Below are 21,136 nucleotides of genomic sequence, written 5' to 3' on the forward strand. Positions count from 1 at the left end.
CTGATCTTCGTACCCTTTTCTCGCCCTGGCCTTTGGCGATGACGTGCATTGTGCCCTTATGGTCCATGTACTTCATGAATCTGAACACAACAGGCAGTAGAATCGTGCCATGGCACAAAGCTACCAGCTCTCGCCCCAAAAGAATGTTCTCGGCCAGCCGATAGAAGCCTGCGGCCTTGACCCTCTGACCGGCTTCTATCGCGACGGCTGCTGCAATACCGGACCGAACGATCTTGGCGTACACACCGTGTGCTGCATCGTGACGGAGACCTTTCTCGCGGCCTCCGCGCGGCTGGGCAACGACCTCTCGACACCGATGCCGCACTACGGCTTTCCGGGATTAAAGCCGGGCGACCGCTGGTGCGTCTGCGCGGCAAGATGGCTGCAGGTACAACAAGCCGGAGCTGCCTGCCCGGTTGTGCTGGAAGCCACGCACGAGGCCACGCTCGAGATCGTACCTTTCGATATTCTGCTGCAGTTCGCCGTCATCCCCGAGACCCTGCACTAAGCTTCAGCATGTAGATCGAACAGATAAATCCTCAAACAAACAGAACGGCCCGGATCGCTCCGGGCCGTTCGTTTTGCTGCGTTGAGGGTTAGAAGTTGAGATGCAACGACATTTCGATGGCACGCGAGCCGCCGATCGTGTTGCGAACGGCGCCGAACGTGGACGTCGTGGAGCCATCCGAGTTTTTGGTCGGCAGCTTATAGAGTTGAGCCAATGCACCTGTGCTTGTAACAGTTGTTTCGGTGTTGCTAAGGGTTCCTTCCCCTCCCGGGGCGACTACGACCTGCCCGAAGCCGGGGGTCGTGATACTGGCACTGGGAATGCTTGCGCTGGCGGTTGCTTTGAGATCGCCCTGACCGATGGACGCCGAGTTGCTCGGCACGTCGAAGCTAGGGGTATTCGTCACGTTGTAGACGTTGAAGGAGTACATCGCAGAGTAGCGCCCTGCGAAGCGAACGGTCTTCGTCAGTGAGAGATCGGCACGCTTCTGGAAGGACTGACGGAAGATATTCCGCTGACCGGGCGTGAAGTCATTCTCGAATTTGTCGCATGGCTCGTTGGCTGTGCAAAGCGGGATGCCCTTCTGCCCTGGTTGAAGCAGGTTGACATTCAACTGAGCTACATCGATGGCCCCGAGATAGCCACCACTGGAGGTCTGGAACGCACCTACATGGCCAGTCATGGCCGACTTGGGGTTGCCTCCGTTCTTGATGCCGAGCACGGGGTTAGCCAATGTGGGGAAGTTACCAAAGTACAGGCTGCCCACAGCACCATCAAATTCATATAAGCTGTAGGGCTGGCCGCTCTCCGCCACCACGATACCGCTCAACTGCCAGTCGTTGACGACCTTTCCGATCATGCTGGACTTCGGGGCCAGGTCTGGCGACGTGAAGACGAACTGTGCGGTCAGCGTGTGGGTACGATCGAAGTCAGCCGACGAGTAGGAATCACGCAATCTGTCCGGGTTATCGCCCGTGAAGAACAGACCTACATCGCTCTGCTCATCGAGAGCATGGCTCCAGGTATAGGCAACGGTCGCCTGCACATGGTTGGACATGCGCTTTTCGATCTGTGTCTGGAGGGAGTTGTAGGCAGAGACACCCGCAGCCGTGAACAGCGCAGCATTGGGGCTATAGCCAGTGTAAGGAACGCGAAGGTCGATGTTACCGCCGTCATATGTGTTGTAGGGTTCGGTAGAGATGGGCTGAAAGTAGTTCTTGGAACCCACCTTCACTGGCCGAGCCTGATTGAGCACTTCATAGCCGTAGCTCGAAGTCTGATCGTGGATAGGGTTGGTGGGCGTTGCGATTCCAGGCTCATTGAAAGGCACTGGGATCACACCATGCCGACCGACATTGCCGACATAGCCAATCGTGATGGCCATGTCATTCGTCGGCTGCCACTGCATATTGAAGCTGTAGTTGATTGAGTACGGCAGCTTGTTCGCACGGTTATAGGCACCGAAGTTGAGGGGGGTCACGCCGCAATCTCCACCGGCCTGTTCGGCCAGAAGACCCGCGCAACCAGCTTCGATCTGGGCCTGGGTAGGCAGCTTGCCGGTAAAGCTGGCAGGGTTGGAACTGGGCACAGGGATCGTTGCGGAACCAAGGGGATTTTCCAGCGTTCTGGTTCCCGAACCGGTAACGTAGTCCACCAGAGGAGGGGCTTCGGTGACGCCAAAGGGGCCACCGGTACTACCGCCTGCTGGCTGCGAGAGATAGCTGAAGAGTTCGCCACGGTCATAGTAGAAGCCCGTGCCGCCGCGGAAGACGACCTTGCCATTATCCTGCTTGGGGGAGAAGGCAAAGCCGATGCGCGGCCCGAGACCCCACTGGCGGCCAGTGAGCGTCGAGTTGCTGACACCGGGAGTCGGGTTGAACTTGTTATTGCCAGCCACTACAAATCCAGCGTTGTTCACCGTGGTGGCTGAGGCGCTGTACAGCGAAGGATCGAAGTTGAACATGTTGCCGTACTTCTCAGAGAACGGACCGGTATAGTCGTAACGAATTCCAGCAGTAATGGACAGATTGGACAGTACCTGCCACTTGTCCTGGATGTAAGAGCCGCTTTCATTGGAGCGATAGTAGCGGTTCGCATTACCGACCAGGTAGTTGCTGCTGCTTACCGATCCCTGCAGGAAGGTCTCGAAGTTTGTGGTGTTGACCTCTCCCTGACCACCGCGGTCGTTGCGGATGTTGAGCTGGGTGTAGTTGTAGGACGTACCAATGGCCAGGCTATGTTTGCCAATGGTATAGAAGAGGTTGGTGGAGGGGTTCCAGCGGCTCTGGAAATAACCGGCGTCTACGAATGCGCTGTCAGGCCCCGTAGTGATGGCACTCCCTGAAGAGTAGCCGAACTTGCTGAGTCCCAGGCCGGGAAGGCCAGGGCCGGGAAGGCCTACGCCCACATTGCCGACCTGCGGGTCGAAGTAGTTGTAGACCTTCTGGCGCGAGAAGCCGAAGAGCTGCTCCCAGTTGATACGAGAGCCGATGGTGATGGTATTGCTCAACGCACCCACCTGCGCTCCGCTATCTGTAATAGAAGGAAAGCCCCCCGTATTTGCAATCGTGAAGGGAGAGCTGTCCGGGGTGTGCTGGTAGTAGTACTTCGCCGAGAGGCGATCGTTCTTGGTTACGTTATAGTCCAGGTCGCCGACGACCTGATGGGTCTCGAAGAGCGAGGAGCCAGGGAGGAAGACATTCCCGGCGCCGCTGAAGAGAGAGCTGACGTTTGTATTTTGAACCGATGGGATCAGGTACTGACCGTTCGGCAGCTTGGCATTGAGGATCGCAGAGGCTACTCCATCGATCGGCCCCGGAAAGGGAGCATAGCTCGATGGCGCTGGCTGCGTCGTATAGCAAGCTGCCCGGTCGGCCGTCGTATTGAATGTGGTGTAGCAGGCGGACGCGAGGAGATACGAGTTGGCCGCTGCGGTAAGCCCGGCCGCGCTACGGTCATCGGTCAGGCCAATGGGCACGGTGGGGGTTGAGAAACCCTTGAACTGATCGCTATCGTGCATGAACTGATAGCCGGCAAAGAAGAAGAGCTTGTTTCGGATGATCGGGCCGCTGATGGAGCCACCGATTAGTTCCTTGTGCAACTGCGGATTGACCTCGGAGAGCGGAACGCTGGCGTTGGGGCCCAGAGAGTCCTGCTTGAAGAAAAAGGGAGCGGCGTTGGCAAAGTTCGTTGCGCGCGTGCCGTAGAGCTGGGCGTGGTACTGGTTGGCTCCGGTAGCAGTACTGACTTCCACGTGTGCACCGCTGTTGGTTCCGCTCTGCGCGTCATACATGGAGGTCTGAACGCTGATCTCCTGAATAAACTCGGGGGGAGGCGTTGCAAGGCCGTTGCCGTTCGATCCCGCCACAGAGTTGCTGGTTTGTGCCTGGCCACCGAGGCTGGAGCCCTGGCCGATGTTGAAGGCATAACGCTGCGAGGCGTCCTGACTGGCGCTCTGGCCGTTGAAAAGATTGGTTACGTCGACACCATCGACACGGAAGGAGTTGCTGGTAGCGCGCTGACCGTTGGCCCAGATGTCCTGGTTGCCCAGTCCCGCATTGGTTCCAATGCCGGCGAGCAGCTCTGCGCTTACGCCAGGGGCGAGGATGGCGGCCTGCGTGAAGCTGCCTGTAGCCAGAGGAAGATTCTGGATCTGCTGATGGTCAAGCGTGTATCCATTAGTTGCATCGGTCGCGTTGAGTAGCGGGTTCTCCGACACAGTCACGCTGGTCGTTACCTGGCCGACTTTAAGCGCAGCAGTGACGGTAGAAGCACGAGTCTCCACCACATTGATATGGGGCAGAAGAAGCGTATCAAAGCCATCGCGAGTAACGCGCACGGTGTAGGTGCCAACCGGTAGGTTCAAAATCTGGAAATAGCCATCTTTCGCGCTGGTAGCCGAACGCTTGAGCGCGGTGTGCTCTTCCATCACGTTTACCGCTGCATCCGGCACTGCCGCGCCGGATACGTCCGTGACTGTTCCGTTGATGGAACTCAGTGTCTGCTGGGCGCTTAAAGGCAGCGCAAATAGACATAGGGCACCAAAAAACAAAAGAAATTTCTGCATGACTGACTCTCCTAAAATATTGCAAGGGAATAAAAGGCTCTACTTATTGCAATCGTGAATGCGGATGCGTTAATGACTAACAAGCCAATGTGAATCGCAGGTTAGAAAATTGTCTTTAATGTGGGGTTTTACTGAGGTACGGACAAGTACAACAGGGGCTTCAGTCGCGAAGAAATTCTTTGCTGAGCGAGCATTCCCTCCGTGGCTGAACAGGCTGCGGAAAACTCTCAGGTAAGGAGAGAGTCTTGATCTTTAGGGCCAAGGGCCCGTTTCATCCCAGCCTGGGGTGGAGCGGAGCAGCGAGCGGTTTCTAGCTCGCTGCCAGCGTAGCCCCAGGTACGGAATCAACTCGAAAGCAGAGGGCTGTAAGCCCGATTCATCGTGCACTGCACAGAAGATGAGTCGGGCTTACAGCCCTCAACTTCTACTCCTGCACTAACCTGGGGCGTCGCTCCCCGAGCCACCACGCTATCGCGTGTTGTCCCTGGTTCGCTGTGCCCCAGGCTGGTATGAAACGGGCCGTTGGCCCTAAAGATCAAATGGGGGCTTTCCGCAATCTGTCTAGCAACACCAACAGGTCGGGACGGCGGGACTGAAGTCCCGCCCCTTCAAAGCAAAGGCTGTAACTAAGAACAAAAGCCAAATGACAACAAAAGCACTGACAAAAACAAAAAGCAGGTAGTTCCGATTTGTCGGATACTACCTGCTGCTTTGCAGATGAGCTTTGATTGCGGTCTTACCCACTTACAGGAAGAGGTCCGTACAAGCTCCCTATACCGACTGCCCGCTTGCGGTTTCCTTGGCATCCGAAAGTGTAACCTTCACGCTTATCTGCTGATGGCCCCGAAAGATAACCAGTGAGATCGTATCGCCTGCGTGATGCGCATTGAGCACATTCGACAGGTCCTGGGGCGTCGTGATTGTCTGGCCGTCGGCTCCTACGATCAGATCGCCACCCAGCATGACCGGCGTGTTGCCCTCCCAGGCCTTCTGCGTGCCGCCATGCAGTCCAGCTCGTTCCGCTGCGCCGCCGGGAAGCACACGCTCAATCAGAATGCCGTATTCCGCAGGCAGACCGATCTGATCCGCGATGTCCGGGCCGATGGGCAGCGTAACGATATCGAGCGAAGGCCGGCGAACGTGACCATACTTCGCGAAGTCGTCCAGCACCGCCTTGGCGGTATCGATGGGGATTGCAAAGCCGATGCCGGCAGATTGATCTGCGCCGCCATTGGGGTTCGAGGCGATCAGTGTCGTGATCCCGATGACCTCGCCGCGCGAGTTCAGCAGCGGACCGCCGGAGTTGCCGGGGTTGACGGCAGCGTCGGTCTGGATGGCATCCTCGATGGGATTGCCCTCCTGCCCGCGGATGGAACGAATCGCCGAGATGATACCGCGCGTCATCGTTCCAGACAGGCCAAAGGGATTGCCGATGGCGTAGACACGCTGGCCTACCGTAAGCCCCTGCGAACCAGCCAGGGTGGCCGGAACGAGATTGGGTGCGTTTTCGATCTTGATGAGAGCAAGGTCATGGGCCTTGTCAGTCGTCAGCACCTTCGCCTTGTACTGGTGCTTGTCAGAGAGAGTCACCTCGACGCGCTGGGCGTTGTCGATGACGTGGTTGTTGGTCAGGATGAGGCCTTCCTTATTCAGGATGAAGCCGGAACCCTGTCCCTGCTGCGGAACTGGCCCGTAGAAGAAGTCGAACGCGACCGCAGTGCTGGTGATGTTGACCACTGAAGGAAGCGCACGCTTATAGACAGCGATGTTCTGCTGTTCCTCGGCGTCGAAGGCCGGGGCGGCGGCGGCTTCGGTCAGAGAGAAGCTCCCCGCGGGACCGCTGAGAGTAGCAGTTGTCGTGTTATCGAGGGGCAGGGAGTGATGCAGCAGGCCAGCAAGCGCTCCCACCGGCATCATGCGGGTGGTGAGGTAGTAAAAGCCGCAGACAATCAGAAGTACGAGCAGAACGGGACGCAGTTTCATCGGCATTAACCTTGGCGGCGCCCTGGGAAGAGCGCGCTACTAGAATTTTAGCGTTTTCGGGGGTTGCGAGTAGAGTTACGGTTCAAATCGAGCCACCTGACACAACTCCCGCCAAACGACGCCAACCCGCTGCAGCAACGTTACGAGATCCCCGTTGTTCTGAATCACAAGGCACTCCGCTGCATGCGCCTCGTTCGCCGTCTGCATCGCGAGGCGCGCACGCGCATCGGCTTCGAGCGCTGCCCGCTCTTGAGGATCGAGCAAGCGGCCTGCGGCAGCCCGCTCCACAAACCGCGCGATCTTCTGCTCCTCCGGCGCGGTCACCAGCACCATGCGGTCGAAGCGATCACGCCAGGGCTGGCTGGAGTTGCCGTACTTCGTCGTGAATAACAGAGCGGACTCGACGATGACGATAGCATCCGGATGTTTGCGAGCAAGCCCTTTTATCAGGCGCGCCTGCTCGGCAATCACCGCCGGATGCACAATCGCGTTCAACTCCTCGACTCGGCCTTCGGTAAAAGCCAGCCGGGCCAGAACGCGGCGATCGAAGGCGCCGTCCTCCGCGACGACGGTCCCTCCGAAGTGCTCGACAATAGCGGCGTAGACAGGCTGACCGGGCTGCATCAACTTGCGCCCCATCTCGTCGGACGACAGCACCACGCCGCCGCGCTCGGCGAACATCCGCGCGACGGTCGACTTGCCGCTGCCGAGATCGCCCGTCAGACCGACGCGCAGCATCGTACTACTTTCCGCTGCGCCGCATCTTCGCGGCCTTCACGGTATTGCTCATCAGCATGGCGATGGTCAGGGCTCCGACTCCGCCCGGTACGGGAGTGTAAGCCCCTGATAGCGCAAACGCCGCCGGATCGATATCACCGATGACCGTAGAGCCACGCTTCAAAAAGCCTTCGCGCCGCGCTTCATTGTTCGGGAAGAACTTCTCCACCTCGGCCGCATCGGTCAGGCGGTTGATGCCGACATCGATCAACGTCGCGCCAGGCTTCACCATCTCCGGAGTCACAAATCCCGCGCGCCCGATGGCCGCCACCAGGATGTCAGCCTCGCGCGCGATCTCCGCGAGCCCCTGGGTGCGCGAGTGGCAGACTGTCACCGTAGCCGAAGCATTGATCAGCATCGCGGCGATGGGCTTACCCACGATATTCGAGCGCCCGATAACGACAGCACGCTTACCCGAAACAGGAATATCGCTGCGGCGAAGAACTTCCATGATGCCCGCGGGCGTGCAGGGTGCAAGCACCTGCGCGTCCGGAGCTCCGCTCAGCAGCCGCCCCGCGTTGATCGGATGAAAGCCGTCTACGTCCTTCTCCGGCACGACGGCTTCCAGCAGGCGTTCCGTGTCGACGTGCTTCGGCAGCGGCAACTGGATGAGGATGCCGTCGATCTCGTCGCGCGCATTCAGTGAAGCGATCAGCTCCAGCAGCTCTTCCGTTGTGATGCTGGCGTCGGGAGTGTGCATCTCGGAGTAGATACCGAGCTCCCCACAGGTCTTTACCTTGCTGCGCACATAGATCTGCGACGCGGGCACATCGCCCACCAGCACGACCGCAAGCCCCGGCGTATACCCGGCCTCACGAGCTGCTACTACCTCGCGTGCAACTTCGGCTTTAATCTCGCCGGCTATCGCTACGCCATCCAGAACACGCGTTTTCATATCCAAATCGGGCATTAAACCATTTCCCCTAACAGGTGTAGAGCCAGTCACTGATCTCGCACCATTTCCACGGGAAACGGCGCTGCTTGCCCCCTTCGCTTCCAGGAAGCGGGGAAACTGCTCTCACTCCATCGTACCGCGCCTGCTTATGGCACTCTTCAACAAATGGAACAGTTTTTTCAATAGGGAATATTCGACGGAACAATTCATCATCCATGCATCTCCTGCCGCGCAAATCAATCTAACTAATCAGGCGCAGAGATCAAGAGATATGCGTCTAAGACGAGGTGCACTGAATGAGTGAAAGTTTCAACCAGCAGGACATCACCTACGGAATTGAAAAGTTTAGCGCCAACGATCTCACCATGCTCCGCAACGAGCTTCTCCGGTCGGGCGTGGATTCCTTCCAGTCTGCGGAGATCGTGGCCAGTTTCCTGACCGGACGCGGCTACGGGTGCTCAACGCACGAAGCCCGCAACGCCGCCTCAAAGATTGAGGTCTATGGCTGCACCGCTGAGCGTATCCAGGCGGCCCTGGAGCTTGCAGCACGGGTGATGTAAGAGATTACTGCAGAATCTCGCCTTCAGCATCATCGGTCGGCGACTCAATCTCCGCGTGGAATCCTTCCAGCATTCTTTCGAGAAACGCGTCAGCATCGAACTCCTTGCGATGCATCGACTCCGCGTTCACAATGTGGCGTGCAAGATCCGCAAGCACAATACCCCACGCAAAGGGGTCGTCCCACGTGCCCGAGCGCAGGCTTACATGCTGCCCCTGCTCGGCGACCCACACGCGCAACAGCTCAAACGATGCCTTGTCCCGCACCGCCGCTGGCGGCGGATCCAGATATTTATTGCTCATACAACCCTCCCGGTCAGGTGCCGCTGGCAACGGTGCGCTGACAGCCCGCGTTCATGACTGCCGATAGTATCACTTGGATTTAGCGTGCGCTGAGTGCGGTTTCGATTCCCTGGTTGACCTCAGCCTGCGCAAACTCCGCAGCCACCCGGATGCCGTTCATGATGGCGCGCTCGTTCGACGATCCGTGGCCTACGATGCTGACGCCGCGCACCCCCAGCAGGACCGCTCCGCCGTACTCCGAGTAGTCGAGCCGCTTCTTGAAGTCCGCAAAGGCCTTGCGCGAGAGCAGCGCACCCACTTGCGACGTAACCGTCGACTTCAGGCTCTCCTTCAGGGAGACGGTCAACAGCTTCGCCGTGCCTTCGCAGGTCTTCAGGGCGACGTTCCCCACAAATCCGTCGCACACGATGACATCGGCATGTCCGTTGAAGAGATCGCGGCCTTCGACGTTGCCGATGAAGTTGATTCCCTTCAGCTCGCGCAGCAGCGGCAGCGTGTCGCGTGTGAGCGAGTTGCCCTTGCCGTCCTCTTCTCCGATGGAGAGCAGGCCCAGGCGGGGATTCGGAATGCGCAGCACGTTCTTCGCGTAGACATGGCCCATCACGGCGAACTGAACAAGATTTTCAGGGTCGGAGTCGACGTTGGCGCCGACATCGAGCAGCAGCGAGGGACGCCCGGTCGTCGTCGGCACAATGGTCGCCAGCGCGGGCCGGTCGACGCCCGAGAGCGAGCCCAGAACCATCTTCGCGGTGGCCATGGCGGCGCCGGTGTTGCCGGCAGTCACAAAGCCCGCGGCACGGCCTTCGCGCACCATCTTGAGTCCCACGCGCATGGAGGAGTCACGCTTGGAACGGACCGCCTGCGCGGCCTTGTCGTCCATGTTGATCCATTCACTGGCCTGGGAGATGAAAACGGGCAGACGCTCGCCCCTGGCGTAGGCCTTGAGGGCCTCGCGTAGTTTGGGACGCAACAAATCTTCTGGCCCGGTCAGGTGAACGCGAACGTCCAATTGACGGCAGGCCAGAATGGCCCCGCGAATTTCAGGCTCGGGGGCCTTGTCGGATCCCATGGCATCGAGAACGATGTCGATCGGCATAAACGCGCGCGGGCTACGACGCTTTCTTCAGAATTTGTAAGGTTACTCGGCGGTCTTGACAGCCAACACGGCGCGTCCCTTGTACTCGCCGCACTTCTTGCAAGCGCGGTGAGGCAGCTTGCGCTCGTGGCAGGTCGGGCACTCGGAAACACCGGTGGGGGTCAGGAAGTCGTGGCTGCGGCGCTTGGCGGTGCGCTGCTTGGAGTGGCGCCGTTTCGGATTAGGCATGGTATTCCTCTCAACATCGTTGGCCGGGAAGCGCTATTGCGTCTTCCAGTGGCCGAAGCTTGTTCAAAATATTCAAAAACTCACGGGCTCAGGCTTTCGGAGCGGCGATTCCAGCAAGCGCGTGCCAGCGGAGATCTACCGGCCGTTCCTCGCAGCCGCACGGGGCGGTATTGCGATTGGCGCCGCATTGCGGGCAGAGGCCTTTGCAGTCCTCCCGGCAGAGCGTCCGACCGGGCAGAGCCAGAAGTACCTGCTCACGCACGGCGTCCTCCAGCAGCAGGCCGCTCTCTTCATAATAACCGATTTCCGTCTCGTCTTCCGTAATTGCGTGCTCGCCGGGCTGATTATCCACGCCGCCGGGCCGGAAGATGAGGTCGAAGTCCCCGCTGAGGAACTGTTCGACGGGTTCGACGCACCGGGCGCAGAGCAGTTCAAACGTGCCGGCAAAGTGCGCGCGCAGACGGATATCGTCGACAAAGTCCTTGGGGCCGCGATGTTCGACGATCAGTTCGGCCTGGCCCTCGAGCTTCAAGGGACCAATCTGGCGGACATCCTGGGCATAGTCGATCGCCCCCGCTGCGAGGCTTTCGTCCAGCTTGAGAGGCTCTTCGACGAGTTGTACGGGAGTGATGAGCATGGATTAAGGGTAGGACTTGCGGAGGGGGGAGTCAATGAGCCGGAATATGGGGTGGTGCATCCACAGGTATTGCGCAAGCCAAACGGGTAGCGAAGATTCAGATTTATCGCCCGTCCCTTCATCATGGTCGGGACGGGGGATGTTGCTGCAGGGCGCACTGAAACTGATGGCGCAAAGCTCTGCCCCCGAAGAGACGCGAGCGTCTAAAACTCAACTTTGCGTCAAACTAGAGGAGGGAGTGCATCAGAGATGGCGAGAAGCCGGGAGCAGCTTGCGAACACGGAGTCCGTGGATAACTACCTGAAGGCGATCTTCCACCTGGGAGGCGGGCAGAAGGAACGCGTCAGCAGTGGAGATCTGGCGGAACGGCTTGGAGTCGCACCGGCATCCGTGACCAGCATGATCCAGAAGCTCGCTGCTTCCACCCCGCCGCTTGTCGACTACGAGAGGCACTATGGGGTCTGCCTCTCACACGCCGGGAAGAGACGTGCGCTGGAGATTATTCGTCACCATAGGCTCATCGAGACCTTTCTTTACGAGGTCCTCAACTACCCCATCGACGAGATTCATGATGAAGCCGAACGCCTGGAGCACTTCATCTCCGAGACCTTCGAGAAGCGCATCGCGGATAAACTTGGGAACCCTCAGCTTGATCCGCATGGGCACTGCATCCCGTCTCTCGACGGGACGATGCCTGCGATCCATCGAGTCACCTGCAACTGCGAATGAGCCCTGCCGCAAGCGAGCTGCGGCGGTGCGTATACTCCGTATAATTCTCGAACGTCACCTCTGGAGTTCCTGCTTGCGCTCACTTCCCCTTGTCGCCCTCTTGCTCCTTGCCTCCCCGGTCTTCGCCCAACAGGAAGCTGTCCATGCCACAGGACCGGCCTACGTGCCGCAGCCTGCCTGGATCGCGCGTTCCAACGCCTTCACCCAACAGATTCTCGACATCCAGATCAAGTACTCGCCCGAACAGGCTTCCTCGGAGGGCCTGGCGAAGTACGACACCGAGATCGGCGATGTGTCGCTGGCCGCGGAAGAGGCGCAGCGCAAGGAAGAGGAAGCAGCAGTCGGCAAGCTTGAAGCTGCACTCAAGACCGAGCAGGACCAGAACGTCGCCGAAGACCTCGAGATCATCCTCCACAACGAGCGCCTCGGCTTTCGCACGCAGGACTTCGCTCACAAGCGCCGTGTGCCCTTCATCAACGCCACCAGCTTCGTCTACTCCGGCTTGGAGCCCCTGCTCGATGACCAGCTTCCTCAGTCCCGCCGCGAGTCCGCAGTCGCTCGTTTGAAGAAGTATGCCGGACAGGCGCCGGGCTACCGGCCCGTCACGCTGCAGCTCATCGAGCGCATGAAGCAGCAGATGGCAAAGCCGGGCATGATCTATCCCTCCAGATCCGATGTGGAAACGCAGCTATCGCGCAACGCCGCCGTCGTGGACGGAATCGCCGACCTGTTCCAGAAGTACAAGCTGACTGGATGGGAACCGGCGTATGCCGCGCTGAAGACCCAGCTCGCCGACTATGACTCCTGGGTGAGGACCAACCTCCTGCCCAAGACCCGCACCGACTTCCGCCTTCTTCCCGAGGAGTACGCGCTCGCCTTCGAGGGCTACGGCATCGACATTCCGCCCGCGCAGATCGCGGAGATGGCGCACAAGGCGTTCCTCGACTACCAGGCCCAGATGCAGCCCCTGGCAGCGGAGATCGCCAAAGAGCATGGCTTCGCTTCGAGCGACTATCGCGACGTGATCCGCGAGCTTAAGAAGCAGCAGATCACCGGCGATGCCATCCTGCCGTTCTACGAAAAACGTCTGCACGAGATCGAGAAGATCATCGTCACCGACAAGCTTGTCACCCTGCCCAACCGCCCGGCCATCATTCGCCTGGGCACACCGGCCGAGAGCTCGCAGATCTCTGCACCGCACATGGTTCCTCCTCCGTTCCTGCACAACACGGGACAGCGCGGCGTGTTCGTGCTGCCGCTCAACATGCCGGCGGGCCCCGGCGAGGCGAAGGCTGCCAAGGTCGACGACTACACCTTCGACGCTGCCTCGTGGACCCTGATCGCGCACGAGGCCCGTCCGGGACATGAGCTGCAGTTCGACTCGATGGTGGAGCACGGCGTCTCACTGGCGCGCGCACTGTTTGCGTTCAACTCAACCAACGCCGAAGGCTGGGGCCTTTACTCGGAGTACATTACGCTGCCCTACATGCCGAAGGAAGGCCAGCTCATCAGCCTGCAGTTCCGGCTGCTGCGCGCGGCACGCGCGTTCCTGGACCCAGAGCTGCAGGCCGGCAAGATTCAGCCTGCAGACGCGATGAAGGTGCTCACGCAGGATGTTTGCTTCTCCGTGCCGTTTGCCAATCAGGAGGTCGAGCGCTACACGCTCCGCTCGCCGGGACAGGCCAACAGTTACTTCTACGGCTTTACGCGGCTGCTGGAGCTGCGCAAGGAGACCGAAGCCGCGCTGGGCCCGAAGTTCAGCGCCCTGCGCTTCCATGACTTCATCCTCGCGCAGGGACTACTGCCGCCAGGCCTGATGAAAAAGGCTGTAGAGGAGCACTTTATTCCGCAGGAGAAGGCGCGTCAGCCGTAGGGCGTTAGCCAGATTTTGTCGCTGTCATTGCTTCTGAGATAGGTCCGGGCTTTAGCCCGGACATTTACGACAGCAACGACTCACATATTTTGTTTCCCACTGAATCGTCATCCTGAGCGGAGCGCCTCGCGTTTTTTGCGAGGCGCGGAGTCGAAGGACCCCGAAGAACTCGATCTCACCCTTGCTGTTAGGACCTTTTCCAGCACTAGAGTCCAGGCTCGAGCGCTCGAGGGGGAAAAGGGACGAAGAGTATAGGCAAGATAGCAACCCTCGGGGTCCTTCGACTCCGCGTCCCCAAAAGCCGGGACGCTCCGCTCAGGATGACGATTCAGTGGAGAGACGTAAAACAAAACTGAGTCTCCCTCTGGTCCATCATTTGCATCTGCACGTTGGATGACACGCCATAAGATTCCCATCTTTGTAACAAGTTCATTACAATGTTGGAACCATCAAGCCACAACGCGCGTATCCTGTCTGCGTAGAACTATGTCTCCACCCAGCAGCGCGGGAGATGCACGAAACTTTCTCGATCGAGGTTGATTTCCAATGCACCTTCTCCGTTCGCTTGTGATCCCTGCTTCGTTAGCCACCCTGCTGCTCGCCGGCTGCCACGTCTCCACCCATAAAGACGGCAAGAACGAGAATGTCGACATTGGAACTCCATTCGGCTCGATGCAGGTCAAGACCAACGGTAAGGGCGATACCACCGCGATCGGCATCGCAGCCTATCCCGGCGCTACACTGGTCAGCAATAACGGCAAAGACTCGGACGAAGGCTCCGCCGACATCAACATGAACTTCGGCAGCTTCCATCTCGGCGTAAAGGCCGCAAGCTACCAGACCAGCGATCCCCAGAGCCGGGTAGAGGCCTTCTACCGCAAAGAGCTTGCCCATTATGGAGACGTGATCGAGTGCCGCCACGGCAACGCGGTCGGCCAGCCCACGCGAACCTCCCAGGGCCTGACCTGCGACACGAAACATGGCAATCACATCAGCACGGACGACTCCGATTCCGACCTGGATCTGCGCACCGGCTCCGAGCAGCACCAGCACATCGTCGGCCTCACAGCGAAGGATGGCGGCACCAGGATCGGACTCGTCGCTCTGGATCTGCCCACCGGTCACGAACACAAAGACAGCGAGTAGCGCCCCGACGAGTTGCCGCAAAGCTCCCGCTCCGGTAGCCTTCGAGAGGTGATTCAACGCCATTGTCCCCGCTGCCGGTCTGTCCTCCACTTTGAGGACCACGGAACCCTCGTCTTTTGTTGGAACTGCGGAGCCCCGCAAATCACCCTCTCCGAAGAGCTGCTGGAGCAGGCCCAGCAACAGGTGCAGGATGCGGCCGCCGGCGCACAAGGCAGTAGTACGATCCAGGTTCAGGCCCCCTCCGCCGTGAACTGGAAGGCCGCCATCCACATCGCCCTGATCGTCGCCGGGGCGCTATCGGCGATTGCCATGCTGGTGCCGCCCGCCGAGATGCTGGCCTGGCTGGCGCCGTCCATCGTGCTCGCCCTCTACGCCTCCCGGAACCGCCAGACGCGCATCACCACGGGGCTGGGAGCGCGTATCGGACTGCTCTGCGGGGTGCTCTGCTCCCTGGGCCTGATGCTCATCACCGCCCTGCAAATGCTCGTCCTGCGCTTTGGGATTCATGGAATGGCTGAGATGGAAGCCAACATGAACTCCGTGATGCTGGAGGCAAAGACCCGAGCCGTGGCGCAATCAGGGCAGGCAGCGGCCAGTATCTTCGATCTCTTCCTGACCGCTCCCGAGTTTCGTGCGGGATTCTTTCTGGCTGGACTGGCGATGGTAGCGGCGATTCTCATGGTGCTGTCCACCGCCGGTGGCGCATTTGCGGGCTTTGTCCGGTCGCGGCAAACAAAGACTATTCTTTAGAACAGTTTGGCCCGTGTGATAGCAGGACCAAGGCAACGATGTGCCTCTGCTCTTCTCATCCCCTCCACAGAAACGTCATCCTGAGCGGAGCGCCTCGCGTTTTTGCGAGGTGCGCAGTCGAAGGACCCCGAGGGCCTTGATCTCACCCAGGAAGCTAGGACCTTTTTCCGCACGAAAGCCCGGGATCGAGCGCTAGAGGTAGAAAAGGAGCGAAAAGCAGAGGCAGGATTACAACCCTCGGGGTCCTTCGACTCCGCGTCCCCAAAAGCCGGGACGCTCCGCTCAGGATGACATCTTTAGGGTGAGATTAAAAAAGACGATGGGTACACGTCGTCTTTTCGCTCTGACCGCATGAAATCACGCGGCACTCCTTGTCTGGTTCTTCTTTATGACGAAACTGCCCTGACGCAACCGCTCGCTCCGCTGCTATCATCAACACCTATCATGAGCGACAATCACCCATCCTCTCCGGCCACCGAAACGAGCGAATCCACCCAGTCCACACGGTCGCCACGCCTGCGCGAAAAAGGCCGCCTCATGTCCGGCTCCGAGATCGAGCGCACCTTGGTGCGTCTTGCGCACGAGATCGTGGAGCGCAACCACGGCTGCGACAACCTCGGCCTGGTCGGCATCAAGCGCCGCGGCGTGCCGCTGGCGCAGCGCATCGGCGCGCTGATCGAAAAGATTGAGAAGCAGCCGGTCGATACCGGCATGCTCGACATCAGCTTCTATCGTGACGATCTCTCGACGCGCGATATCCGGCCCGTCGTCGAAAAAACCGATATCGGCTTCGACGTTACCGGACGCGACATCATCCTGATGGACGACGTGCTCTACACCGGCCGCACCATTCGCGCCGCGATGGACGCGCTCTTCGACCACGGCCGTCCCAAGAGCGTGCAGTTGCTGGTCTTGATCGATCGCGGCCACCGCGAGCTGCCGATCGAAGCCCGGTTCATCGGCCGCACCGTACCCACCTCGCGCCGCGAGATCATCGAAGTCAAGCTGCGCGAGATCGACGACGACGAACAGGTGACCCTGGTCGAGCTGCTGGACTAGAGCAAATTTCCTGTAGGTGTATAGCGGAACCGAGACATTGATGGCCGTTTTTCCCCAGAAAAACGGCACTGCACGCCCGATTCAACTTCACAGTAACAGGAAATTTACTCTAACCCCACACGAAACCGAGCCAATCCCCATGAGCGAACAGGTCCTCACAGAGCCGACAGAGGGTCTTCCTCTGCCTGCGCCCAATGAACCGGAACCCATGAGCATGGGCGCGGTGCTGCGCGTCGTCACGATGCGGCGGCTCTGGTACGCGCAGATCGTCTCGGTCTTCGGCGACTTCCTCGCGCTGTTCGCAGTCATCACCGTCATGACGTTCAAGCTGCATGCCACCGCGCAACAGGTGACGACCGGACAGATCGCCTACCTGCTGCCGATTGCGCTGCTGGGTATCGTCAGCGGCGTGTTCGTCGACCGCTGGCCGGTGAAGATCACGCTGGTCTCGAGCGACTTCCTCCGCGCGGGCCTCTGCCTGCTCCTGCTGCTCGTGCACTCGGTCTACGGCTTCTACATCGTCCTGGCGGCGATCAGCGTCGTCTCGAGCTTCTTCACGCCCGCGCAGGGTATTGCTCTGCGCAGCGCGGTCCCCAAGCACGGCCTGCGTTCAGCCAACTCGCTGATGCAGCAGGTCATGTTCATCATGCGCATCATCGGCGGCCCGATCGCGATCTTCGTCGTCTCGCGCTTCCACGAGCAGACCTGCTACATCCTCGACTCCCTCAGCTTCATTGCCTCCGGCTCGCTCATCGCCTCCCTTGCGCTCAATGTTCCGAAGAAAAGCGCAGTCGTGGTCACCCCGGAGCAAGAGCAGCCGACTTCCAAAGACGGCAAGACCGGCATCGCCCTCATCCTTGAAGACATGAAGGAGGGCGCGGGCTTCGTGCTGCATCACGCGGCCCTGCTCTTCGTGATCGTCGCCCTGGCTGCCGGCCTGTTTGTGATGGCCTGCTTCGGCCCCCTGATCGCCATCTTCGTGCGCGACACACTGCATGCTTCGACCAACGTCTTCGGCATCTCGAGCGCGATGATCGGGCTCGGCCTGCTCGTGGGTATCTCGATCCTCAACGCCGTGGCCAAGAACGTGAAGAACACCACCCTCGTCTACTCAGGCCTGGGAGGCATCGCCCTCTCCACGCTGTTGATGGCGACAGCCCCGCACATCGTCTTCCAGCTCGGAAGCCACGCCATCGGGGTCGATAGCCTGCTCACCATCGTCGGCTGCTTCATGATCGGCTTCTCGGCAGGAGGCATCATCGTTCCTTCGCAAACGATGATCCAGCAGGAGACCCCGCCGGAGATGCTGGGCCGCGTAGGATCGACGGTCATGTCGTTCATCTTCAGCGCGCAGATCGCAGGGCTGGTGCTGAGCGGTATCCTGGCCAATCACACCAGCGTACGGCGCGTCTTCCTGCTCTGCACGGGGATGCTGGCGGTGCTGATCGTCGCAGGCAAGCTATGGATGGAACCGAAAGAGCACATGACGGCTTAGGGCCTCGTTCGTAGTGAGCAAATATTTTGCTGTGGCAAGCCTCGGAAGGGCACGGTTTCAACCGTGCCGTAAAAGCTGCTCCGTAGGCGCCGTACCGCTCTGCCGAAGGCTGGAGTGAAGGCGCAGCCGCAACGACTGAATTGCTTTCTTTGGTTGCGGCGAAATAGGCGGCAACATCTACGAATGTATTCCGGGCTGTCCCCCCGCAATCTAGGCCGCACGAAGGAAGATAATTCAGTCGTTGCGGCTGCGCCTTCACTTTGGCCTTCGGCAGAGCGGTAAGGATTTTTATTCCTAGCGTCTGTGGCAGGGTTGAAACCCTGCCCTTCCGAGACTTGCCACAAACACTGGCTCAATTCACCCTTCCCCGGTGTCTAAGCCCTTAGCAGCCGAATCAGACTTCGGCTCCGGCTCTCGCCAGCCGCTACCACCCGCAGGTCCGAGCGCTCGCCCACCACTTCTGATCGAGGTGCTCCTCATGGCGTTCTCCGCAAACTCTACCGCCGAAATCAATGTCACGCCGCTGATCGACGTGCTGCTTGTGCTCCTCATCATCTTCATGGTTCTCGTCCCTGTGCGGCCCCGCGGGCTCGACAGCTCCATCCCGCAAGGCGCTCCGGCGTCTGTGGCGTCTCAGTCTCCTCTGGTGGTGCGAGTCTCAGCAGGCTCCGCCGGCAGTAGCCCAACCTACCGCATCGGTCAGCAGGACGTGGCGCTCGCGGACGTACGCCCTGCCCTGCTGCAGCTCTTCGCCACGCGGCAGAATCTCACCCTCTTTGTCGAAGCCGATCCCACGCTCAACGTCCAGCAGGTAGCCGAGGTCGTCGCGGAGGCACGAGCGGCAGGCGCAGGCCAGATCGCCCTGGGCTCGCTGGCGAAACTCTGACCGCAAAGAGCAAGGCCTCCCGAACGGGAGGCCTTGCGGTACAGCAGGAAGCGCAGCTTACTTCGTCATATCGACGCCGCCGCCCAGCTTCTTCTCCTTGGCCGCTTCGTTGGCCTTGCGAGCGCCGGCAGCTCTCTGCACCCACTCATCAGCCTTGGCGAGGTCGTCCTTGCGGGCAGCATCGTTGCCGCACTCCAGGTCGGCCTTACGGCGATAGGTAAGGTTCAGGTACGACATAGCGTCGTCGTAGTTGGGGTTGATCTCGACAGCCTTGGTCAGGTACTGCAGGGCCTCATTCACGAGATCGGTGTTGGCTGCCACGATCTTCGCGCAGACGTCCTTGGACTTCTTCACGTTGCCTTCGCCATCATCCGTCATGCCGGCAGCAGCGAGGATCGTCGTCGCATTCTTATAGGCCTTGTTCCAATCGATCCAGGCGATCGTGTAGTTAGCCTCGGAGTCCTTCGGATCAAGAGCGATGACCTTCTGCTCCGTAACCTTGGCTTGATCCAACTGCTTGATGTTGCGCTGGATCGAGGCGATCTGCTTGAGTGCGCCAATATCGTTCGGGTCCTTGGCAAGCACCTCGTTGAAGCCGTCCATAGCCTTCTGGGCGATCTTCAGGTTGCCTGGGGTGTCGTCGTTCGGCACCACCTGGTAGCTATACGAGGTCGCGAGGTACAGCCGCGCCGTGGCGTAATCAGGATCGAGAGCGATGGACTCCTGGAACTTGTCGACGGCCTGCTCGTAGTGGCCGGCCTTAAATTCCTGCACACCCTTCACGAGCCTATCGCGCGCGCGCAATTTGGTGCATCCAACGGTGCTCGCCAGCACTACCAACATCGTGGCGCTGACAGAAATTCGTGCGCTAAGCTTCATGAGAACCTTTCCCCTTCAAACAATGTCGCCGCAGGCCCCTCTCAGGAGGCAAAAGTTCCGTAGCCGAGAGTGATCGCCTTGCCGTTCGATTGTAAAGGCAGAAGGCGAAGGTTTACCAGAGGGAGCCCCGGTCTGACAATGCTTTACGCATCATTTCGTATTTTGCGCTCCTAGGCAAGAGGATCTCCGATCTATTGTTCACGGCATAGAAAGAGGCTATTGGTAGCATCAAACCCAGAGAAAGAGCGGACCGGCGCAATCGATCCAAATCCATTCAGGATGGCCAACCGCACGGGGAAACAAGATGTCGGCAACAAAATGGACGGCAGAACAAATTCCTTCACAAACAGGCAAAACAGCCCTGATTACGGGCGCAAACAGCGGTATCGGCTACCAGGCGGCAGTAGAACTGGCACGCCACGGAGCCCACGTTCTGCTGGGTGTCCGTAGCCTCGAAAAGGGCCAGGCGGCGCTCGATCGCCTGCATCGGGAGGTTCCGGGAGCCCAGGCCGAACTTGCTCTGCTGGATATGGCCTCGCTCGCCTCCATCCGTGATTTTTCTCAAAAATTTACAGCCGCCGGGCGAGGGCTCGATTTGCTGATAAATAACGCCGGGGTCATGGCTTTACCTACCCGCGAACTCACTGCCGACGGCTTCGAACGCCAGTTCGGCACCAATCACCTCGGCCATTTTGCGCTCACAGGCCTGTTGTTGCCGCGGTTTGTAGCCTCGCCTGCACCACGCGTCGTGACCGTAGCCTCTTTGGCACACCGCAACGGCAAGATCGAGTTCGACAACCTCCAGAGCGAGCGCAGCTACGTGCCCTGGGATGCGTATAACAACTCCAAACTGGCAAATATTCTGTTTGCACGGGAGCTTGACCGCCGGGCAAAGGCTGCTGGGAGCAGACTGATCAGTCTGCCGGTGCATCCGGGCATCTCCCGGACAGCCATCGTCAGCAACGGCCCAGGGGCCGGCAGCAAGGACTTCAAGGTCATGCTGCTGGGCCTGCTGGCGCCGATCATCACGCAGGACGACAAAATGGGCGCGCTGCCGACGCTCTACGCGGCAACCGCCCCCGAGGCCAAAGGCGGCGAGTACATCGGCCCCGATGGATTCAAGGAGTTCAAAGGCTATCCGAAGGTGGTGCAGCCACTCCCACGCGCGCTCGATGAGGCGGTAGCAAAGAAGCTGTGGTCGGTAAGCGAGGAGCTTACCGGGGTGAAGTACCCGTTCTTGGCCTAAGCATCGTCTGGAAACAAGGAGG

The 21,136-nt window shown here is 59.6% G+C and carries 20 protein-coding genes; 10 read left to right on the forward strand and 10 right to left on the reverse strand.

Going from position 1 to position 21,136, the window contains the following annotated elements:
* The first annotated feature begins 109 nt into the window (after positions 1-109).
* Positions 110-508, forward strand: coding sequence for a DUF2237 family protein (locus HDF15_RS11215; RefSeq protein WP_014267507.1), 399 nt, complete (start codon positions 110-112; stop codon positions 506-508).
* An 88-nt stretch (positions 509-596) separates the two neighbouring features.
* On the opposite strand, the gene HDF15_RS11220 is transcribed toward HDF15_RS11215, so the two are convergent.
* The 5 genes from HDF15_RS11220 to HDF15_RS11240 form a co-directional block, all read right to left on the reverse strand.
* Positions 597-4,574 carry a TonB-dependent receptor gene (locus HDF15_RS11220; RefSeq protein WP_184255549.1) on the reverse strand — a complete coding sequence of 1,326 codons (3,978 nt, stop codon included), beginning with the start codon at positions 4,572-4,574 and terminating at the stop codon, positions 597-599.
* 771 nt (positions 4,575-5,345) lie between these two features.
* Complete coding sequence (locus HDF15_RS11225) at positions 5,346-6,557, reverse strand: S1C family serine protease (protein WP_184255551.1); 1,212 nt, start codon at positions 6,555-6,557, stop codon at positions 5,346-5,348.
* A 75-nt stretch (positions 6,558-6,632) separates the two neighbouring features.
* The gene (gene coaE / locus HDF15_RS11230; RefSeq protein ID WP_184255553.1) at positions 6,633-7,295 is read right to left on the reverse strand and encodes a dephospho-CoA kinase; all 663 of its coding nucleotides are present in this window, start codon (positions 7,293-7,295) and stop codon (positions 6,633-6,635) included.
* Positions 7,296-7,299: 4 nt separating this feature from the next.
* Positions 7,300-8,229: a bifunctional 5,10-methylenetetrahydrofolate dehydrogenase/5,10-methenyltetrahydrofolate cyclohydrolase gene (locus HDF15_RS11235; protein ID WP_184255555.1), complete on the reverse strand. Its 930-nt coding sequence runs from the start codon at positions 8,227-8,229 to the stop codon at positions 7,300-7,302.
* 28 nt (positions 8,230-8,257) lie between these two features.
* Positions 8,258-8,446, reverse strand: a complete 189-nt coding sequence (locus HDF15_RS11240) for a hypothetical protein (protein ID WP_184255557.1) — start codon at positions 8,444-8,446, stop codon at positions 8,258-8,260.
* Between the two features lie 79 nt (positions 8,447-8,525).
* Here HDF15_RS11240 and HDF15_RS11245 point away from each other — a divergent pair, with 79 nt between their 5' ends.
* Positions 8,526-8,789, forward strand: a complete 264-nt coding sequence (locus HDF15_RS11245; RefSeq protein WP_014267512.1) for a hypothetical protein — start codon at positions 8,526-8,528, stop codon at positions 8,787-8,789.
* Positions 8,790-8,793: 4 nt separating this feature from the next.
* Here the strand turns inward: HDF15_RS11245 and HDF15_RS11250 are convergent, their stop codons facing one another.
* From HDF15_RS11250 to HDF15_RS11265, 4 genes are all read right to left on the reverse strand, one after another.
* The gene (locus tag HDF15_RS11250; protein ID WP_014267513.1) at positions 8,794-9,090 is read right to left on the reverse strand and encodes a DUF5076 domain-containing protein; all 297 of its coding nucleotides are present in this window, start codon (positions 9,088-9,090) and stop codon (positions 8,794-8,796) included.
* 79 nt (positions 9,091-9,169) lie between these two features.
* Positions 9,170-10,186 (reverse strand): phosphate acyltransferase PlsX, encoded by a 1,017-nt coding sequence (gene plsX, locus HDF15_RS11255; RefSeq protein WP_184255559.1) that lies wholly within the window; start codon positions 10,184-10,186, stop codon positions 9,170-9,172.
* A gap of 42 nt (positions 10,187-10,228) precedes the next feature.
* The gene (rpmF, locus tag HDF15_RS11260) at positions 10,229-10,414 is read right to left on the reverse strand and encodes a 50S ribosomal protein L32 (protein ID WP_014267515.1); all 186 of its coding nucleotides are present in this window, start codon (positions 10,412-10,414) and stop codon (positions 10,229-10,231) included.
* Between the two features lie 88 nt (positions 10,415-10,502).
* Positions 10,503-11,051 carry a DUF177 domain-containing protein gene (locus HDF15_RS11265; protein ID WP_184255560.1) on the reverse strand — a complete coding sequence of 183 codons (549 nt, stop codon included), beginning with the start codon at positions 11,049-11,051 and terminating at the stop codon, positions 10,503-10,505.
* Positions 11,052-11,300: 249 nt separating this feature from the next.
* On the opposite strand from HDF15_RS11265, the gene HDF15_RS11270 reads away from it, so the two are divergent.
* From HDF15_RS11270 to HDF15_RS11300, 7 genes are all read left to right on the forward strand, one after another.
* On the forward strand, positions 11,301-11,780 hold the full coding sequence (locus HDF15_RS11270) for a metal-dependent transcriptional regulator (RefSeq protein ID WP_184255562.1): 480 nt from the start codon (positions 11,301-11,303) through the stop codon (positions 11,778-11,780).
* A gap of 73 nt (positions 11,781-11,853) precedes the next feature.
* Positions 11,854-13,653 (forward strand): DUF885 domain-containing protein, encoded by a 1,800-nt coding sequence (locus tag HDF15_RS11275; RefSeq protein ID WP_184255564.1) that lies wholly within the window; start codon positions 11,854-11,856, stop codon positions 13,651-13,653.
* A gap of 546 nt (positions 13,654-14,199) precedes the next feature.
* Positions 14,200-14,799 carry a hypothetical protein gene (locus HDF15_RS11280; RefSeq protein ID WP_184255566.1) on the forward strand — a complete coding sequence of 200 codons (600 nt, stop codon included), beginning with the start codon at positions 14,200-14,202 and terminating at the stop codon, positions 14,797-14,799.
* A gap of 48 nt (positions 14,800-14,847) precedes the next feature.
* On the forward strand, positions 14,848-15,549 hold the full coding sequence (locus HDF15_RS11285) for a hypothetical protein (protein ID WP_184255568.1): 702 nt from the start codon (positions 14,848-14,850) through the stop codon (positions 15,547-15,549).
* Positions 15,550-15,993: 444 nt separating this feature from the next.
* The gene (pyrR, locus tag HDF15_RS11290; protein ID WP_311733082.1) at positions 15,994-16,608 is read left to right on the forward strand and encodes a bifunctional pyr operon transcriptional regulator/uracil phosphoribosyltransferase PyrR; all 615 of its coding nucleotides are present in this window, start codon (positions 15,994-15,996) and stop codon (positions 16,606-16,608) included.
* Between the two features lie 139 nt (positions 16,609-16,747).
* The gene (locus HDF15_RS11295) at positions 16,748-18,103 is read left to right on the forward strand and encodes an MFS transporter (RefSeq protein WP_184255570.1); all 1,356 of its coding nucleotides are present in this window, start codon (positions 16,748-16,750) and stop codon (positions 18,101-18,103) included.
* 478 nt (positions 18,104-18,581) lie between these two features.
* The gene (locus HDF15_RS11300) at positions 18,582-18,989 is read left to right on the forward strand and encodes a biopolymer transporter ExbD (protein ID WP_184255572.1); all 408 of its coding nucleotides are present in this window, start codon (positions 18,582-18,584) and stop codon (positions 18,987-18,989) included.
* Between the two features lie 57 nt (positions 18,990-19,046).
* On the opposite strand, the gene HDF15_RS11305 is transcribed toward HDF15_RS11300, so the two are convergent.
* Positions 19,047-19,868: a tetratricopeptide repeat protein gene (locus HDF15_RS11305; protein ID WP_184255574.1), complete on the reverse strand. Its 822-nt coding sequence runs from the start codon at positions 19,866-19,868 to the stop codon at positions 19,047-19,049.
* 304 nt (positions 19,869-20,172) lie between these two features.
* Between HDF15_RS11305 and HDF15_RS11310 the strand changes: the two genes are divergently transcribed.
* The gene (locus tag HDF15_RS11310) at positions 20,173-21,114 is read left to right on the forward strand and encodes an oxidoreductase (protein ID WP_184255576.1); all 942 of its coding nucleotides are present in this window, start codon (positions 20,173-20,175) and stop codon (positions 21,112-21,114) included.
* The last annotated feature ends 22 nt before the right edge of the window (positions 21,115-21,136 follow it).

It is taken from the genome of Granulicella mallensis (assembly GCF_014203225.1).
Classification (GTDB): domain Bacteria; phylum Acidobacteriota; class Terriglobia; order Terriglobales; family Acidobacteriaceae; genus Granulicella; species Granulicella mallensis_A.

Coding starts and splice junctions, on each gene's coding strand:
- HDF15_RS11270 (WP_184255562.1), top strand. CDS start 11,301: ATGGCGAGAAGCCGGGAGCAGCTTGCGAACACGGAGTCCGTGGATAAC.
- HDF15_RS11310 (WP_184255576.1), top strand. CDS start 20,173: ATGTCGGCAACAAAATGGACGGCAGAACAAATTCCTTCACAAACAGGC.
- HDF15_RS11300 (WP_184255572.1), top strand. CDS start 18,582: ATGGCGTTCTCCGCAAACTCTACCGCCGAAATCAATGTCACGCCGCTG.
- HDF15_RS11295 (WP_184255570.1), top strand. CDS start 16,748: ATGAGCGAACAGGTCCTCACAGAGCCGACAGAGGGTCTTCCTCTGCCT.
- HDF15_RS11220 (WP_184255549.1), bottom strand. CDS start 4,574: ATGCAGAAATTTCTTTTGTTTTTTGGTGCCCTATGTCTATTTGCGCTG.
- plsX (WP_184255559.1), bottom strand. CDS start 10,186: ATGCCGATCGACATCGTTCTCGATGCCATGGGATCCGACAAGGCCCCC.
- HDF15_RS11240 (WP_184255557.1), bottom strand. CDS start 8,446: ATGGATGATGAATTGTTCCGTCGAATATTCCCTATTGAAAAAACTGTT.
- HDF15_RS11215 (WP_014267507.1), top strand. CDS start 110: ATGGCACAAAGCTACCAGCTCTCGCCCCAAAAGAATGTTCTCGGCCAG.
- HDF15_RS11305 (WP_184255574.1), bottom strand. CDS start 19,868: ATGAAGCTTAGCGCACGAATTTCTGTCAGCGCCACGATGTTGGTAGTG.
- HDF15_RS11245 (WP_014267512.1), top strand. CDS start 8,526: ATGAGTGAAAGTTTCAACCAGCAGGACATCACCTACGGAATTGAAAAG.
- HDF15_RS11235 (WP_184255555.1), bottom strand. CDS start 8,229: ATGAAAACGCGTGTTCTGGATGGCGTAGCGATAGCCGGCGAGATTAAA.
- rpmF (WP_014267515.1), bottom strand. CDS start 10,414: ATGCCTAATCCGAAACGGCGCCACTCCAAGCAGCGCACCGCCAAGCGC.
- pyrR (WP_311733082.1), top strand. CDS start 15,994: ATGAGCGACAATCACCCATCCTCTCCGGCCACCGAAACGAGCGAATCC.
- HDF15_RS11225 (WP_184255551.1), bottom strand. CDS start 6,557: ATGAAACTGCGTCCCGTTCTGCTCGTACTTCTGATTGTCTGCGGCTTT.
- coaE (WP_184255553.1), bottom strand. CDS start 7,295: ATGCTGCGCGTCGGTCTGACGGGCGATCTCGGCAGCGGCAAGTCGACC.
- HDF15_RS11250 (WP_014267513.1), bottom strand. CDS start 9,090: ATGAGCAATAAATATCTGGATCCGCCGCCAGCGGCGGTGCGGGACAAG.
- HDF15_RS11265 (WP_184255560.1), bottom strand. CDS start 11,051: ATGCTCATCACTCCCGTACAACTCGTCGAAGAGCCTCTCAAGCTGGAC.
- HDF15_RS11280 (WP_184255566.1), top strand. CDS start 14,200: ATGCACCTTCTCCGTTCGCTTGTGATCCCTGCTTCGTTAGCCACCCTG.